General features: G+C 61.6%; 13 protein-coding genes. 3 read left to right on the plus strand and 10 right to left on the minus strand.

The genetic code is table 11. The annotated features are described in order from the left end of the window. Positions 1-5: 5 nt before the first annotated feature. A complete protein-coding gene (locus J2Y83_RS27765; RefSeq protein ID WP_253400456.1) occupies positions 6-695 on the minus strand; it encodes a fimbria/pilus chaperone family protein in 690 nt (229 codons plus the stop codon). 133 nt (positions 696-828) lie between these two features. After that, the gene (locus J2Y83_RS27770) at positions 829-1,476 is read right to left on the minus strand and encodes a DUF1120 domain-containing protein (protein WP_253400076.1); all 648 of its coding nucleotides are present in this window, start codon (positions 1,474-1,476) and stop codon (positions 829-831) included. A gap of 481 nt (positions 1,477-1,957) precedes the next feature. Here J2Y83_RS27770 and ppx point away from each other — a divergent pair, with 481 nt between their 5' ends. Then, positions 1,958-3,460 (plus strand): exopolyphosphatase, encoded by a 1,503-nt coding sequence (gene ppx / locus J2Y83_RS27775; RefSeq protein WP_253400077.1) that lies wholly within the window; start codon positions 1,958-1,960, stop codon positions 3,458-3,460. Between the two features lie 139 nt (positions 3,461-3,599). Here ppx and ppk1 read toward each other — a convergent pair whose 3' ends face one another. Beyond that, entirely contained in the window at positions 3,600-5,819 is a 2,220-nt protein-coding gene (ppk1, locus tag J2Y83_RS27780; protein ID WP_247398886.1) for a polyphosphate kinase 1, read from the minus strand. Between the two features lie 18 nt (positions 5,820-5,837). Continuing rightward, positions 5,838-6,851 (minus strand): porphobilinogen synthase, encoded by a 1,014-nt coding sequence (hemB, locus tag J2Y83_RS27785; RefSeq protein ID WP_247398884.1) that lies wholly within the window; start codon positions 6,849-6,851, stop codon positions 5,838-5,840. 207 nt (positions 6,852-7,058) lie between these two features. Between hemB and J2Y83_RS27790 the strand changes: the two genes are divergently transcribed. Then, a complete protein-coding gene (locus tag J2Y83_RS27790; RefSeq protein WP_253400078.1) occupies positions 7,059-7,706 on the plus strand; it encodes a DedA family protein in 648 nt (215 codons plus the stop codon). Here J2Y83_RS27790 and J2Y83_RS27795 read toward each other — a convergent pair. Beyond that, on the minus strand, positions 7,687-8,922 hold the full coding sequence (locus J2Y83_RS27795) for a sterol desaturase family protein (protein ID WP_253400079.1): 1,236 nt from the start codon (positions 8,920-8,922) through the stop codon (positions 7,687-7,689). The genes J2Y83_RS27790 and J2Y83_RS27795 overlap by 20 nt on opposite strands. 115 nt (positions 8,923-9,037) lie before the next feature. Between J2Y83_RS27795 and elbB the strand changes: the two genes are divergently transcribed. Beyond that, positions 9,038-9,703 carry an isoprenoid biosynthesis glyoxalase ElbB gene (gene elbB, locus J2Y83_RS27800; protein WP_253400080.1) on the plus strand — a complete coding sequence of 222 codons (666 nt, stop codon included), beginning with the start codon at positions 9,038-9,040 and terminating at the stop codon, positions 9,701-9,703. Here the strand turns inward: elbB and J2Y83_RS27805 are convergent. From J2Y83_RS27805 to J2Y83_RS27825, 5 genes are all read right to left on the minus strand, one after another. Next, positions 9,700-10,155, minus strand: coding sequence for a YaiI/YqxD family protein (locus J2Y83_RS27805; RefSeq protein WP_247398861.1), 456 nt, complete (start codon positions 10,153-10,155; stop codon positions 9,700-9,702). The two genes, elbB and J2Y83_RS27805, sit on opposite strands and share 4 nt — an antisense overlap. A gap of 2 nt (positions 10,156-10,157) precedes the next feature. Continuing rightward, positions 10,158-12,053 carry an FTR1 family protein gene (locus J2Y83_RS27810; protein WP_253400081.1) on the minus strand — a complete coding sequence of 632 codons (1,896 nt, stop codon included), beginning with the start codon at positions 12,051-12,053 and terminating at the stop codon, positions 10,158-10,160. Between the two features lie 294 nt (positions 12,054-12,347). Further along, positions 12,348-12,980, minus strand: a complete 633-nt coding sequence (locus tag J2Y83_RS27815; RefSeq protein WP_253400082.1) for a LysE family transporter — start codon at positions 12,978-12,980, stop codon at positions 12,348-12,350. Between the two features lie 88 nt (positions 12,981-13,068). After that, positions 13,069-13,641 (minus strand): mechanosensitive ion channel family protein, encoded by a 573-nt coding sequence (locus J2Y83_RS27820; RefSeq protein ID WP_247406611.1) that lies wholly within the window; start codon positions 13,639-13,641, stop codon positions 13,069-13,071. Next, positions 13,641-15,551: an ATP-binding cassette domain-containing protein gene (locus J2Y83_RS27825; RefSeq protein ID WP_253400083.1), complete on the minus strand. Its 1,911-nt coding sequence runs from the start codon at positions 15,549-15,551 to the stop codon at positions 13,641-13,643. The genes J2Y83_RS27820 and J2Y83_RS27825 overlap by 1 nt, the downstream gene beginning before the upstream one ends. Between the last annotated feature and the right edge of the window lie 44 nt (positions 15,552-15,595).

Consider the following 15,595-nt stretch of genomic DNA (forward strand, 5'->3'; position numbering starts at 1 on the left):
GCCGCTCAATCCCCTTCGGCACTGATCGGGGCGCGGTAGCTGTCCACTGAAAACCCGTAGACCGTGGCGGGCTGGATCTCGACTTCAGCCAAGCCGTCCAACGTTCCGTCAACCTTCGCCGTCAACGCCTCCCCCGGCAAAATGTAGGTACGCGGCAACGTCGCCAGGACCTGCTGCGGAAGTAGCTGCACCTGGGGCGCCAACCGCACCACGTAGGCGCTGTCGTTGTGAACCGTTAGACGCGACCCGGCCCGCTTCCAGGTGAGCAGCTCCCAGGGTGCTTGATGCCGCGGCAGGCTTTTGGGATGCAGAATCAGCGGCAAATTCTGTCGCAGGGTGATACCGATCGTCGCACCGCCTGCGGCACGCGCCTGGGGAATCCCCTCGAAAGATACGCGCTTCAACCGCTGGGTCTTCAGCGGTTCCTTCAAGGTACTGATGAAGCGCACAAGCTGCGTTTCGCCCGCCTCCACGCGGGTGATGGGAGGCGTGACAATTAATAACGGTTCCGGATCCTCGGGCACATTTTCCACTACTGAATGAAGTAACGCCGGCCCTGAATCGGTATTCCTGATATTTATTGTGGCCTCGCCATCTTCCTCATAAAGCACCACCACTGTGGTTTCCGGCTGCATGCCGTCCGCTACTGCAACAGTGGCAAAACAGAGACATGCACTTACACTCCATGACAGCACACTATTTATTATTGAAAGACTACGCACTCGGTATTCCCCGTGACCATGACGTTGAGCAAATGGCAACTGACCGCTCACATGAAAACAGCCGATAAGAAATAGTTAGTTTCTTGATCGGCTGCTGTTGGGTCGCTTAGATGTAACTCAGTTCAAGGGTGGCGCGCCCATCAAGGGTAATGTCGCGGCTCAGGTCCAGGTCCTGGCCTTTGTTGATCACTGCCTTCACCGCGATGGTGCCAGTCAGCTGAGAGATTGAAGCCGGTGTAACCGTGGTGCTGCTGCGCCAGGAATACTGGGTAGGGGCTTGAGTAACTTTGCCATCACTGTTCTGCCAGGCACCGGTGCCGACACGCATGATTGGAAACAGCGCGGTGCTCGACGACCGAAGGTCCCTGAGAGTGACCGAATAGCCACCGGTTCGCCGGCCCGAGACCAGACCCAAGCCATAGTTCTGTGCTTCAGTGAAACCCGCACCGAGAATGCCCGTCACCTTGCTGCCAGCCTGCAGATCGGTGAGTTTCAGCCCGAACTTGGCAGGGGTAGTGCCGCAACTGACGGACAGGGAGGTGGTTTTCTCCTCTCGCGGGTTGAACGCGGTCTGGGACAGTTCGCCGGAGCGGATGGTGCCGTAATCGATAGTGCCACTCCCGGTCAGGCTGAGGTTGCAGGCAGCGGGTGTAATCGTGCCCCTGACGGACAACTGGGCAACGGTAGATGCCTGTGCGCTGATGGCCGCAGCCAGGCAAGCGAGACCGAGAGTCAATCCAACAATTTTTTTCATATTTGACCTGTCACTGAAAGTTATCAGGCGTTCTTTATTTTCTTCTTAGCAAGCCCAGCGCCGAACGGCTTATTTCTCTGGACCTGCACGACTATAAATAAATAACACCCAGGCAATATTGCCGAGTGACAGTCTGTCGCTTTGGCCCCTCATTAAAGAATCAGATAACACATCAATTAGTGTGGGAGCTGTAAAAACAAAGAGTCGCCTTTACCCGAATACGAGGTAGTCCCAAACAAAAAAACCAAAGGTTTTCAAACAACAACCCTGTAGGGAAAATCACAAAAAGTTTTACAACGACAACTAGTTAAAAAATCCTACGAAACTAAAACTTCATTCAGGGCAAATTTAAAAACCCGCCCTACATTTCCCACAAGAGTTCCTCACAGACAGTCATAGGAAAATTAGCGAAGCGCTACGCGTTGGCTCCAGCGGTCGATCGTGGCACGATGGTCAGGTTATCGACCGAGACCCCCTAACCATGCCGCAATCCCAAGCCAAGAATCTGTCCCTGATCGCCGCCATCGACCTGGGCTCCAACAGCTTTCACATGGTCGTGGCCAAGGCCCAGAACGGCGAAATCCGCATCCTTGAGCGGCTAGGCGAGAAAGTCCAACTGGCTGCCGGAATCGACGACGCGCGCCAACTCAATGAAGAATCCATGCAGCGAGGGCTCGATTGCCTCAAACGTTTTGCCCAATTGATCAACGGCATGCCCCTGGGCGCTGTGCGAATCGTCGGCACCAACGCGTTGCGCGAAGCCCGTAACCGTGGCGAATTCATCCGCCGCGCCGAGGAAATCCTCGGGCACCCGGTGGAAGTCATCTCCGGACGCGAAGAAGCGCGCCTGATCTACCTCGGCGTGTCCCACACCCTGGCCGACACCCCTGGCAAGCGCCTGGTGGCGGACATCGGCGGCGGCAGTACCGAGTTCATCATCGGCCAGCGCTTTGAGCCGCTGCTGCGCGAAAGCCTGCAGATGGGCTGCGTCAGTTATACCCAGCGTTATTTCAAGGACGGCAAGATCACCCCGGCGCGCTATGCACAGGCCTATACGGCGGCGCGGCTGGAGATCATGAGCATCGAGCACGCGCTGCATCGCCTGACCTGGGATGAAGCCATCGGTTCGTCCGGCACCATCCGTGCCATCGGCCTGGCCTTGAAAGCCGGCGGCTATGGCACCGGCGAGGTCAACGCCGAAGGCCTGGCGTGGCTCAAGCGCAAGCTGTTCAAACTGGGCGATGCCGAGAAAATCGACTTCGACGGCATCAAGCCTGACCGCCGCACAATTTTCCCGGCGGGCCTGGCGATTCTCGAAGCGATCTTCGACGCCCTCGAACTGCAACGCATGGACCACTGCGACGGCGCCCTGCGCGAAGGCGTGCTCTACGACCTGCTCGGCCGTCATCACCACGAGGACGTGCGTGAGCGCACCCTCAGCTCGTTGATGGAGCGCTATCACGCCGATCTGGAACAAGCGGCCCGCGTGGAACGCAAAGCCCTGCATGCCTTCGACCAGGTGGCTGCGGACTGGGACCTGGAAGACGGTGTATGGCGCGAACTGCTGGGCTGGGCGGCCAAGGTGCATGAAGTGGGCCTGGATATCGCCCACTACCATTACCACAAGCACGGCGCCTACCTGATCGAGCACTCCGACCTGGCCGGTTTCTCCCGGGAAGACCAGCAGATGCTCGCACTGTTGGTACGCGGCCATCGCCGCAATATCCCCAAGGACAAGTTCGCCGAATTCGGTGACGAAGGCATCAAGCTGATCCGCCTGTGCGTGCTGCTGCGCTTTGCGATCCTGTTCCACCACATCCGTGGCACCCAGGAAATGCCCCAGGTGACCCTGCGCGCCAGCGGCGACAGCCTCGACGTGGTGTTCCCGGAAGGCTGGCTGGAGGAAAACCAGCTGACCCAGGCGGACTTCGCCCAGGAAGCGGAATGGCTGACGCGGGTGGGCTTCAGCCTGAATGTGCACTAACTCGATCTAGACAGCACCGAAAAACAAATGTGGGAGGGGGCTTGCCCCCGATGGCGGTGTGTCAGTCAAGGATGAGTTTGACTGAACCACCGCCATCGGGGGCAAGCCCCCTCCCACATTGGATCAGAGCCAGCCTGGGTTAATTCACCGCGAGAATCGGGCTACCCAGTTTCTCCAGCAGCGTCGCCTGGGCGCTGCGCGGGTTCTGGTTGCCGGTCGGCGTGTTGCGCACGTAGCGGCCGTCCGACTGCAGGCTCCAGCTGTGGGTGTTATCGGTGAGATAACTTTCCAGCTCTTTCTTGACCCGCATGATCAGCTTCTTGCCTTCCACCGGGAAGCACGTCTCCACGCGCTTATCGAGGTTGCGCTCCATCCAGTCGGCGCTGGAGAGGTACATCTGCTCTTCGCCGCCGTTGAGGAAGTAGAACACCCGCGTGTGCTCCAGGAAGCGCCCGATGATCGAGCGCACATGGATGTTGTGCGAGACCCCGACGATGCCCGGCCGCAGGCAGCACATGCCGCGCACCACCAGATCGATGCGCACGCCGGATTGGCTGGCCTTGTACAGCGCGCGGATGATCTTCGGATCGGTCAACGAGTTGAACTTGGCGATGATGTGCGCCGGTTTGCCGTCGAGGGCGAACTGGGTCTCGCGGGCGATCATGTCGAGCATGCCCTTCTTCAGGGTGAACGGCGCATGCAGCAGCTTCTTCATGCGCAACGTCTTACCCATGCCGATCAACTGGCTGAACAACTTGCCGACGTCTTCACACAAGGCGTCGTCGGAGGTCAGCAGGCTGTAGTCGGTGTAGAGCTTGGCGTTGCCGGCGTGGTAGTTGCCGGTGCCCAAGTGCGCGTAACGCACGATCTCACCGGCTTCGCGGCGCAGGATCAGCATCATCTTGGCGTGGGTCTTGAACCCGACCACGCCGTAGATCACCACCGCGCCGGCCGCTTGCAGGCGGCTGGCCAGTTGCAGGTTGGACTCTTCGTCGAACCGCGCACGCAGTTCGATCACCGCAGTAACTTCCTTGCCGTTACGCGCAGCGTCCACCAGCGCATCGACGATTTCCGAGTTGGCGCCGCTGCGGTACAGGGTCTGGCGGACCGCCAATACATGCGGGTCCTTGGCGGCCTGGCGCAGCAGGTCGACCACCGGGGTGAAGGACTCGAACGGGTGCAGCAACAGGATGTCCTGTTTGCTGACCACGCTGAAGATGTTCTCGCTGTTTTGCAGCAGTTTCGGGATCTGCGGCGTGAACGGCGTGTATTGCAGCTCCGGGTGGCTGTCCAGGCCGGTGATGCTGAACAGACGCGTCAAGTTGACCGGGCCGTTGACCTGGTACAGCTCGCTCTCGCCGAGGTTGAACTGCTTGAGCAGGTAGTCCGACAGGTGTTTCGGGCAGGTGTCGGCCACTTCCAGGCGCACCGCATCGCCGTAGCGCCGCGAGAACAGCTCACCGCGCAGGGCGCGGGCCAAGTCTTCGACGTCTTCGGAGTCCAGCGCCAGGTCGGCGTTACGGGTCAGGCGGAACTGGTAGCAGCCCTTGACCTTCATGCCCTGGAACAGGTCATCGGCGTGCGCGTGGATCATCGACGACAGGAATACATAGTTATCGCCAGCGCCCCCCACCTCTTCCGGTACCTTGATGATCCGTGGCAGCAGACGCGGTGCCGGGATGATCGCCAGGCCGGAATCGCGACCGAAGGCGTCGATACCCTCCAGCTCAACGATGAAGTTCAGGCTCTTGTTGACCAGCAACGGGAACGGGTGAGTCGGGTCGAGACCGATCGGCGTGATGATCGGCGCGATCTCGTCGCGGAAGTAGCGACGCACCCAGGTCTTGATCTTGGTGGTCCAGTGACGGCGACGGATAAAGCGGACCTGATGTTTTTCCAGTTCTGGCAGCAGGATGTCGTTGAGGATTGCGTATTGGCGATCCACATGCCCGTGTACCAGATCGCTGATGCGTGCCAGGGCTTGATGCGGTTGCAGGCCATCGGCGCCGGCTTGTTCACGGGCGAAGGTGATTTGTTTCTTGAGACCGGCGACGCGGATCTCGAAGAACTCGTCCAGGTTGCTGGAGAAAATCAGCAGGAATTTCAGGCGTTCCAGCAACGGGTAGGACTCATCCAGCGCCTGCTCCAGCACGCGGATGTTGAATTGCAGCTGTGACAGCTCGCGGTGGATGTACAGGCTGCTGTCATCCAGGTTGGTCACCACGACGGGCGCGGGCGCCGGAGCAGGCGCTTCGGCGACCACCACAGGCGGTTCCAGCTCCGGCGGGGTTTCGGCGACTTGTTCAACCACCGGGTGGGCGTCTTTTACGGCAACTTCTGAGAGTCCTTCGGTATTCATCGAGTGTTCCTGTGAGGGCTATTGTTGCTCTCTAAGCAATTGGGCAGCGCGGGCGGCGAAGTAGGTCAGAATGCCATCAGCGCCGGCACGTTTAAAGGCTGTCAGGGATTCGAGGATCACCCCTTCACTCAACCAACCATTCTGGATCGCGGCCATGTGCATCGCGTATTCACCGCTGACCTGATAGACAAAGGTCGGCACCTTGAATTCTTCTTTGACCCGATAAAGGATGTCCAGGTAGGGCATCCCGGGCTTGACCATCACCATATCGGCACCTTCGGCCAGGTCGGCGGCCACTTCGTGCAGGGCTTCCTGGCTGTTGGCCGGGTCCATCTGGTACGAGGCCTTGTTGGCCTTGCCCAGGTTCAGCGCCGAGCCCACCGCATCGCGGAACGGGCCGTAGTAGGCGCTGGCGTATTTGGCCGAATAAGCCATGATTCGCACATTGACGTGGCCGGCCAGCTCCAGGGCTTCGCGGATCGCCTGGATGCGGCCGTCCATCATGTCCGACGGCGCGACCACCTGAGCCCCGGCTGCAGCATGGGACAGGGCTTGTTTGACCAGCGCGTCGACGGTGATGTCGTTTTGCACGTAGCCTTCTTCATCCAGAATGCCGTCCTGCCCGTGGGTGGTGAACGGGTCCAGGGCCACATCGGTGATTACCCCCAATTCCGGGAAGCGCTCACGCAAGGCGCGGGTGGCGCGTTGGGCGATCCCTTGCGGGTTCCAGGCTTGGGCAGCATCGAGGGACTTGAGTTCCGCAGGCGTCACCGGGAACAGCGCCAGCGCCGGAATCCCCAGTTCGACCCAGTTCGCCGCCTCTTCAAGCAGCAGATCAATGCTCAAGCGCTCAACACCCGGCATCGACGCCACGGCTTCCCGACGATTTTCCCCGTCCAGCACAAAGACCGGCAGGATCAGATCGTTCGTGGTGAGTACGTTTTCACGGACCAGACGGCGAGAAAAATCATCACGACGGTTGCGGCGCAGACGGGTGGCGGGGAACAGGCGATTGGCAGGGGTAAAGCTCACGACAGACTCCTGAGCCCGCATTTACGGACGAGTGTTGCAGTTATAAGCGGCCATTATGACGAAGGAATGACAGTTGTGCTTATCCATGCGACCTGTAGTCGCATTCGGCGTTTATGTAGGAAATGTTCACTTCGAGACACATTTCGATACTTTCATGAATGTTCACGAAGGCGTAGGCTGCGCGTTCATTTCGCCAGCACCCAGACCATGCTTCAACAATTTCTGCATGACTTCGGCTACTTTGCCCTCTTCCTAGGCACGTTCTTCGAAGGCGAAACCATACTGGTTCTCGCAGGCTTCCTGGCGTTCCGTGGGTATATGGATATCAACCTGGTGGTGGTCGTTGCCTTTTTCGGCAGCTACGCCGGCGACCAGCTTTGGTACTACATGGGGCGCAAACACGGCCGCAAACTGTTGGCGCGCAAGCCGCGCTGGCAATTGATGGGCGACAAGGCCCTGGAACATATCCGCAAGCACCCGGATATCTGGGTGCTGAGCTTCCGCTTCGTCTACGGATTACGCACAGTGATGCCCGTGGCGATTGGCCTGTCCGGCTATCCGCCCTTGCGCTACCTGGTGCTCAACGGCATTGGCGCGGCGGTGTGGGCGGCGGCGCTCGCCGCGGCGGCGTACCATTTTGGCGCGGTTCTGGAAGGCATGCTGGGCAGCATCAAGAAGTACGAGCTGTGGGTGCTGGGTGCTTTGTTACTGCTGGGCCTGGCTCTCTGGCTGCGGCGGCGGTTCAAGAACGCGCGCATCGCCCGTCAAGCCTGTGCCGATGCAAAGGCCCAACTGGCCGCCACACACACGGGCGAGACCAGCCCGGTCGAGCCGACTAAGACGCCAGCCGAGTAAGCCGGCCTCTGCAACAGTAGAGGCCCATCAGGCTCAGCAAGCTGTAGCTCAAAAGGCCCAGCCAGCCCAGGTGGCTGGCCGGCCATAGCCCGGCCAGCGGCGCCAGCCATACCAGCGGCACATTCAGCCCCAGGCGCACCAGCTCCGCCCTCAACGCCCACGGGCGGTTCTCCAGGGCGACGCCCAAGCTAAACAAGCCCAGCGCCATCGCACTCCAGCCCAGCACCAGTGCCGTCGTGGGCAGCCCGTCCCCGACATTCATCAGATAACTGCCAAACCCCACATACACCGCAAATTGCAGGGCGACGTACACCTGTTGCCGCGTATCCAGCGGCACCTCGAATTTGCGGAACTGGCTCAAATCCGGCTTGGCCAACGGGTAGTTGGCCTTCACATCGGCCGGCCGCCAACCGGTGCGCATGAACCAGATACGCAGCTTGTCCCAGCGGCTTTGCGTGCGTCGCGCATCACTCCACAACTGCGCATAGAACTGCAGGTTGGCCCACAGCGGGTTCCAACTGGCCAAGGGGGTGGTGACGCCAAAGATCACCGGCTCGTTAGCGTCCTCTTCCTGGAACGAACCAAACAGTCGGTCCCAAATAATGAACACCCCGCCGTAGTTGCGATCCATGTAGAGAGCGTTCTGTGCATGGTGAGCCCGATGATTGGACGGTGTGACGAAGAACCACTCGAACCAACCGAGCTTGGGCACGTGGCGGGTGTGGACCCAGAATTGATACAGCAGGTTGAGCGAGGCTACGCTGATAAACACCAGCAGCGGCACGCCGAGCACGGCCAGGGGCAGGTAGAAGATCCAGCTCAGCAGAAAGCCGGTGCTGGTCTGGCGCAAGGCGGTGGTGAGGTTGTAGTCCTCGCTCTGGTGATGCACCGAGTGCGCGGCCCACAGGATATTGCGCTCATGCCCGCAGCGATGCAGCCAGTAGTAGCAGAAGTCGTAGAACACAAAGGCGAACACCCAGGTCCAGACGCTCTGGGCCGACAGCTCAAGCAGCGCCAGGTGCTTGAGGGCGAACGCGTAGGTCAGCAGCCCCACGCCCTTGGTCAGCAGCCCGGTGGTGGTGGACAGCACGCCGGTGCTGAGGCTGTTGATGGCATCCGCCACCCGGTAGTTACGCTCCCCGCGCCAACGGTCGGCGAGCAGTTCAACCACGATCAAGGCGATGAAAAACGGCACCGCGTAAGGCACGAAGTCCATGGGCTAGTCCGGTCTGTTTTTATTGCATCAAGATTAGGTGCTGCGGCGGGAGTTCCCATTGGCAACAGATGACAAATTAGTAGACATTTAACGCCATGAATCAGGAGAAATGCCCATGAGCAAAAAGATTGCAGTGATCCTTTCCGGCTGTGGCGTGTACGACGGCGCAGAAATCCACGAAAGCGTGATCACGCTGCTGCGCCTGGATCAGCGCGGCGCTCAGGTCCAATGCTTTGCCCCCGACATTGCGCAGTTGCACGTGATCAACCACCTCACGGGCGAAGAAATGCCCGAGTCGCGCAATGTGCTGGTGGAGTCCGCCCGCATTGCTCGGGGCGAGGTGAAGGACATTGGTGAAGCCAACGCCGAGGACTTCGACGCGTTGATCGTGCCTGGCGGATTTGGCGCGGCGAAGAACCTGTCGAACTTTGCCAGTGAAGGTGCCGGTTGCAGCCTCAACCCGCAGGTATTGGCGCTGGCCGAAGCCTTTGTCGAAGCGGGCAAGCCGCTGGGGCTGATCTGCATCTCGCCGGCCCTGGCCGCGAAGATCTATGGCCCGGGCGTGACCTGCACCATCGGCAACGATACCGACACCGCCGCCGCCCTGGACAAGATGGGCGCCCACCACCAGGAATGTACGGTGGAGGATATCGTCGAAGACACGGCGCGCAAGCTGGTCAGCACGCCGGCCTATATGCTTGGCAAGAACATCAGTGAAGTCGCATCAGGCATCAACAAGCTGGTGGATCGGGTGCTTGAGCTGACCCATGAGAACGACTAATCGGCCCGCATCAAGCGCGTAAGGAGGCGGTCGAGTGAGTTGGCAAACGCTTGCTTGTCCTTTTCCCCATGGGGCGGTGGACCACCGCCCATCTGGCCTTGCTCACGCAGATCGGTGAACAGGTTGCGTACCGCCAACCGCTCACTCATGTTCTGCGGGCTGAACTCCTTGCCACGCGGGTCGAGCGCCGTCACGCCGTTCTTCACCAGGCGGTCGGCCAAGGGTACATCGCTGCAGATCACCAACTCGCCGGGCACCGCGTGCTCCACCAGGTAGTCATCCGCTGCGTCCGGGCCGCTGGGCACCACGATCAGCTTCACGCAGGCAAAGCTCGGCTTGATCTGGCTCTGCCCGGCCACCAGCACCACCTCGAACTGACGCTTGAGGGCGAACTTCACCACCTGGTCCTTGGCCGCCCGCGGGCAGGCGTCGGCGTCGATCCATACGCGCATGCCTATGCCGCCAACCGGCGCTTGTCGGCGATCCGACTGCGGCCGTACATCACCACAATCGCCAGAATCGCGACAACCTGCGCACTCAACGAGTAGGCATCGGCGTGGATACCCAGCCAGTCGAAGTCAAAGAATGCCACCGGCCGCGTGCCGAAGATGCCGGCTTCCTGCAACGCCTTCACGCCGTGCCCGGCGAACACCACCGACAACGCACACAGCAACGCCGCGTTGATCCCGAAGAACAGCGCCAATGGCAGCTTCGCCGAACCGCGCAGGATCACCCACGCCAGGCCCACCAGCAGCACCAGCGCCGTGGCGCCACCCGCCAGCACAGCGTTGTGCCCGGCCGGGCCGGCTTGCAGCCACAGGGTTTCGTAGAACAGGATCACTTCGAACAGCTCGCGGTACACCGAGAAGAACGCCAGCAGCGCGAAGCCGAAACGCCCACCGCCGCCCACCAGGCTGCTCTTGATGTAGTCCTGCCAGGCCGCTGCGTGGCGGCGGTCGTGCATCCACACGCCGAGCCACAGCACCATCACACTGGCAAACAACGCCGTGCAGCCTTCGAGCAATTCGCGCTGGGCGCCACTCACATCGATCACATAGGCGGCCAACGCCCAGGTGGCCAAGCCGGCCACCAAGGCCAAGCCCCAGCCGGTGTTCACGCTGCGCACCGCCGATTCCTGGCCGGTGTTACGCAGGAAGGCGAGGATCGCCGCCAGCACCAGGATCGCTTCCAGACCTTCGCGCAGCAGGATCAGCAAGCCTGAGATAAAACTCAACGACCAGCTCAGGCCATCGCTGCCCAACAAGCTGGCAGATTCGCTGAGCTTGCCCTTGGCCGCGTCCAGGCGCTGCTGCACCTGTTCGAGCGGCAAGCCGTCCTGCAACGACTGCCGGTAGGCCATCAGGGCCTTCTCGGTGTCCTTGCGCACGTTGGCGTTGACGTTGTCCAGGGAGCTTTCCACCAGCTCGAAGCCTTCAAGATACGCCGCTACCGACAGGTCGTAGGCTTGCTCGTGATCGCCGTTGCGGAACGCCGCAAGGCTCTTGTCGAGGGTCGCGGCGGTGTAGTCGAGCAACTGCGCCGGGCCGCGCTTGACCTGCGGCGGCTGGGCACGCTGGGCGCGGAACGTCGCCGCAGCGGCTGGGCCGTTGGCGGCCAGCACTTCATTCGGGGTCTGACGGGCCAGGTCGGCGAGGTTGAAGGGCTGCGCGCTTTTCGCGGCAGCCGGGTCGGCCGTGAAGCTGGCGATATAGGTGGCCAGGTCCCAGCGCTGGCGGTCGTCGAGTTGGTCGGCGAAGGACGGCATGTCCGTGCCTTCGACGCCCAGGCCCAGCGCGTTGTAGATCGCATAAAGGCTCAGGCGGTCCAGGCGCTCAGCGTTCTGCAGGTTCGCCGGCGGCGGCGTCATCCCCACACCCGCCGGGCCATCACCGGCTCCGGCCGTGCCGTGGCAGACCGAGCAGTGCTGCGCATACAGCGGTGCGCCGCGTGTCGGGTCGGGCGTAATCGCCGGGGCCTGGCTGACTTCATATGCCGCCGCCAGCTTGGCGCCCAACTGCCGGGACTGGCGGGCCACACTGGCGCCGTCCTGACGAGCGGTCACGGCGGCGACCAGTTCATCGACCCCTTTGACCAGTTCTGCGCGCTCGGGCTTGGAAGGTAGCTCAGCCACCAGGCCCTGCAACACCCCCAGAAACTCCACCTGTTCACGGTATTCCGACTCATCGATGACCTTGCCCGCCGCTACCGTCGGCGGGTAATCCGCGCCGATGTAGTCCAGCAAATGCAGGGCTTTCGTGGCGCCCTCGGCAGGTGCAGCCAACAGGTTGAAGCTGCACGACATCAACGCCGGCAATAGCAGCCAGGCGAAAAAACGGAAGGGGGCAGTCATGAATGAATCTCAAAGAGAAATACGAAGTAACACATTGTTGAGCTTTATTAGGTTTGACTCAAGGTGTAAGTGATTTGTATTTGGAGTAACGGAGCCGATTCAGCGGCGGCAATGGCGCCAGGCCCGACGATTTTGCGCTGAACTCAACGCGCACAGACAACGCAAAACAAATGTGGGAGCGGGCTTGCTCGCGATAGCGGTGGGTCAGCCGACTGACTCGGTGACTGACACTCCGCTATCGCGAGCAAGCCCGCTCCCACATTGTCGATTCGGTTTCTTCAGCCCGGTCCGGGTTCAAGCCGTTGCGCGATGCAAACTGGCCAGGAAACCCGCTGCGCCCACGAACAACCCGGCAAACGTGCGGTTCATGCGTTTTTGCTGCTTGGGCGTGCGCAACAGGCGCAAGACTTTCGACGCCAAGCCGGTATAGCCCGCCATCACGATCATATCGACGCTGATCATCGTCGCGCCGAGGATCAGGTACTGGGTCAGCAGCGGGGCCTGCGGGTTCACGAACTGCGGCAACACCGCGAGCATGAACACCAGCGCCTTGGGGTTGCTGGCGTTGACCAGAAACCCCCGGAACATCATCGCCATCGGCTTGCCGATCGGGCGCACGGCGCCGTCATCGGTCATGTCCATGGGCAGCGCGCGCCACTGCTTGACGGCCAGGTACACCAGGTACGCCACGCCAAACCATTTGATCGCATAGAACGCGGTGGACGACGCCGCCAGAATGGCCCCCAGCCCGCCCGCCACCACGGCAATCTGCATCGCCAGGCCGATTTGCAGGCCGATGGCGTTCCAGTAACCGCGCAGGAAACCGTATTGCAGGCCGCTGGACATCGAGGCGATGGCGCCTGCGCCAGGGGAAAGGGAAATGATCCAACTGGCGAGGAAAAAGGCCAGCCATGTGTCGAGTGCCATTGCACACCTCAGCAGCGAGTTTGCGGTTGTGCCTTAAGCTAACTCTGCCGACCGAATGCTGGCTATAGATTTTTACAAGATGTGAACGCTAGCGCTCGCCCGGCATCACCGCACTGTCGCGCCAGCGTCGCACCGAGCGTTGGAAGAACAGGCTATTGGGCACCTGCACCGTCACGCCGCCGGTCCCCGCCTCTTCCACTTCGATCAGCGTGGTGTAAAGCAGATTGATCGCCACGACGCGGCCCTTCACACCCGGTTTGTCGACGGTGTCCACCAACTCGACGATGTCACCCAGGCGGAACGGCCCGACGGTGAAGATCAGGATCGCGCACAACAGGTTGGACAACACCGACCACATGGCGAAGAACGCCACCGCCGCCACCGCGACGAACCCCGACAGCGCGGTCCACAACACCGTGGCGGACACGCCCAGGCGGCCCAGCACGAAGATCAGCGCACTGCCCATGATCAGCCAGCGCAAGCCGCCGCGCAGCGGCATCAACAATTGCGGCGGGAAGGGATAGCGCTCACCCAGTCGGGTCAGGCCCTTGGCGACAAACCGCTGGGTAAGGTAGCCCGCCAGCAGGATCAGCAGGACTTGCACGCTGATCCACACAGGCTCGACCCATTGCGCCGGCAGCGGCAGTTGCAGCGCCTCCATCAGGACAGCGCCTCCAGCTCCGCTTGCAGGCTTTCGAGCAGTTCGAGGGCTTCCATCCAGCTTTCCTCCAACTGGCCTTCACGGACCTTGAGCTTGGCCTGCTCGGCCAGCAGATCGCGCAGCTCATCCTTGCGTGCGGCTTCGTACACGGCACTGTCGCCCAGGCTGGTCTCGATCTTGGCCAGACGTTCGTGGACCTTGCCCAACTCGGCTTCCAGCTTGTCAGCGTCGCGCTTGTGCGGCGCCAACTGCTGGCGCAGGGCGGCAGCGGCCTGGCGCTGGGCCTTCTTGTCGGTTTTGTCCGGGTTGACCGGCGTGTTGCTGGTCGGCGCGTTGCGCAGGCGGTAATCCGTCAGCCAGCGTGCGTAGTCTTCGAGGTCGCCGTCGAACTCTTCGACTTTGCCATCGGCCACCAGCAGGAAGTTGTCGGTGGTGCTCTTGAGCAAGTGGCGATCGTGAGACACCACCAGTACCGCACCACTGAATTCCTGCAACGCCATGGTCAGCGCCAGGCGCATTTCCAGGTCGAGGTGGTTGGTCGGTTCGTCGAGCAGCAACAGGTTCGGCCGGCCCCAGGCGATCAGCGCCAGGGCCAGGCGGGCTTTTTCGCCGCCGGAGAAGTTCAGCACCGGCTCATCGATGCGCGCACCACGGAAGTCGAAACCGCCGAGGAAGTCGCGCAGAGTCTGCTCGCGCTCGGTCGGCGCCAGGCGCTGCAAGTGCAGCAACGGGCTGGCCTTGGCGTCCAGGGAGTCCAACTGATGCTGGGCGAAGTAGCCCACCACCAGGTTCTCGCCACGGGTCAGGCGACCGGCCAGGGGTTGCAGCTCGCCCGACAGGTTCTTGATCAGCGTCGACTTGCCCGCGCCGTTCGGTCCGAGCAGGCCAATACGCGCGCCCGGCGTGAGTTGCAGTTTGACCTTCTCGAGGATGGTTTTATCGCCATAGCCCAGGCGTGCATCGGACAGATCGAGCAACGGGCTGGAGATTTTCACCGATTCGCGGAACACGAAATCGAAGGGCGAATCGACGTGAGCCGCCGACAGTTCTTCCATGCGTTCCAGCGCCTTGATCCGGCTCTGGGCCTGGCGGGCCTTGGTGGCCTGGGCCTTGAACCGGGCGATGTAGCTTTCCATGTGCGCGCGCTGCGCCTGCTGCTTCTCGAACGCCTGCTGTTGCTGGGCCAGGCGTTCGGCGCGGGCGCGCTCGAACGCACTGTAGCCGCCACGGTAGAGGGTGATTTTCTTCTGTTCGACGTGGGCGATGTTGTCGACCACGGCGTCGAGGAAATCCCGGTCGTGGGAAATCAGCAGCAAGGTGCCTTGATAGTTCTTGAGGAAATCCTCCAGCCACAGGATCGCATCGAGGTCCAAGTGGTTGGTCGGTTCGTCGAGCAACAGCAAGTCCGAGGGGCACATCAGTGCCTGGGCCAGGTTCAGGCGCATGCGCCAGCCGCCGGAGAAGTCGGCGACCGGGCGGTCCATCTGTTCGTTGGTAAAGCCAAGGCCGGCGAGCATCTTGCGCGCACGGGCGTCGGCGGTGTAGCCGTCGGCGCTGTCCAGTTCCGCGTGCAGGCGAGCCTGAGCGGCGCCGTCCTGGGCTTTCTCGGCCGCGGCCAGGTCGTGTTGCACCTGGCGCAGACGCAGGTCGCCATCGAGCACGTAGTCGATCGCGATGCGGTCCAGGGTGTCGATCTCCTGGCGCATATGGGCGATGCGCCAGTCGGCCGGCAGCAAGCAGTCCCCGGAGTCCGGGGTCAGCTCACCCAGCAACAGGGCGAACAACGTGGATTTGCCGGCGCCATTGGCACCGATCAGGCCGGCTTTGTGACCGGCGTGCAGGGTCAGCTCGGCGTCTTCAAGAAGACGTTGCGGGCCACGCTGTAATGTTAGGCTTTGAAGTCGGATCATAATGGCGGCGGAGTCTACCAGCTTCGTTGGCCGCTGGCTTGGGT

This window comes from Pseudomonas marginalis, assembly GCF_024169655.1.
Taxonomy (GTDB): domain Bacteria; phylum Pseudomonadota; class Gammaproteobacteria; order Pseudomonadales; family Pseudomonadaceae; genus Aquipseudomonas; species Aquipseudomonas paraveronii.

Bases quoted from the DNA above. Each gene is read 5' to 3' on its own strand.
- ppx (WP_253400077.1), top strand. From the start codon at position 1,958: ATGCCGCAATCCCAAGCCAAGAATCTGTCCCTGATCGCCGCCATCGAC.
- J2Y83_RS27770 (WP_253400076.1), bottom strand. From the start codon at position 1,476: ATGAAAAAAATTGTTGGATTGACTCTCGGTCTCGCTTGCCTGGCTGCG.
- J2Y83_RS27810 (WP_253400081.1), bottom strand. From the start codon at position 12,053: ATGACTGCCCCCTTCCGTTTTTTCGCCTGGCTGCTATTGCCGGCGTTG.
- elbB (WP_253400080.1), top strand. From the start codon at position 9,038: ATGAGCAAAAAGATTGCAGTGATCCTTTCCGGCTGTGGCGTGTACGAC.
- J2Y83_RS27815 (WP_253400082.1), bottom strand. From the start codon at position 12,980: ATGGCACTCGACACATGGCTGGCCTTTTTCCTCGCCAGTTGGATCATT.
- J2Y83_RS27825 (WP_253400083.1), bottom strand. From the start codon at position 15,551: ATGATCCGACTTCAAAGCCTAACATTACAGCGTGGCCCGCAACGTCTT.
- J2Y83_RS27795 (WP_253400079.1), bottom strand. From the start codon at position 8,922: ATGGACTTCGTGCCTTACGCGGTGCCGTTTTTCATCGCCTTGATCGTG.
- J2Y83_RS27820 (WP_247406611.1), bottom strand. From the start codon at position 13,641: ATGGAGGCGCTGCAACTGCCGCTGCCGGCGCAATGGGTCGAGCCTGTG.
- J2Y83_RS27805 (WP_247398861.1), bottom strand. From the start codon at position 10,155: ATGCGCGTATGGATCGACGCCGACGCCTGCCCGCGGGCGGCCAAGGAC.
- J2Y83_RS27790 (WP_253400078.1), top strand. From the start codon at position 7,059: ATGCTTCAACAATTTCTGCATGACTTCGGCTACTTTGCCCTCTTCCTA.
- ppk1 (WP_247398886.1), bottom strand. From the start codon at position 5,819: ATGAATACCGAAGGACTCTCAGAAGTTGCCGTAAAAGACGCCCACCCG.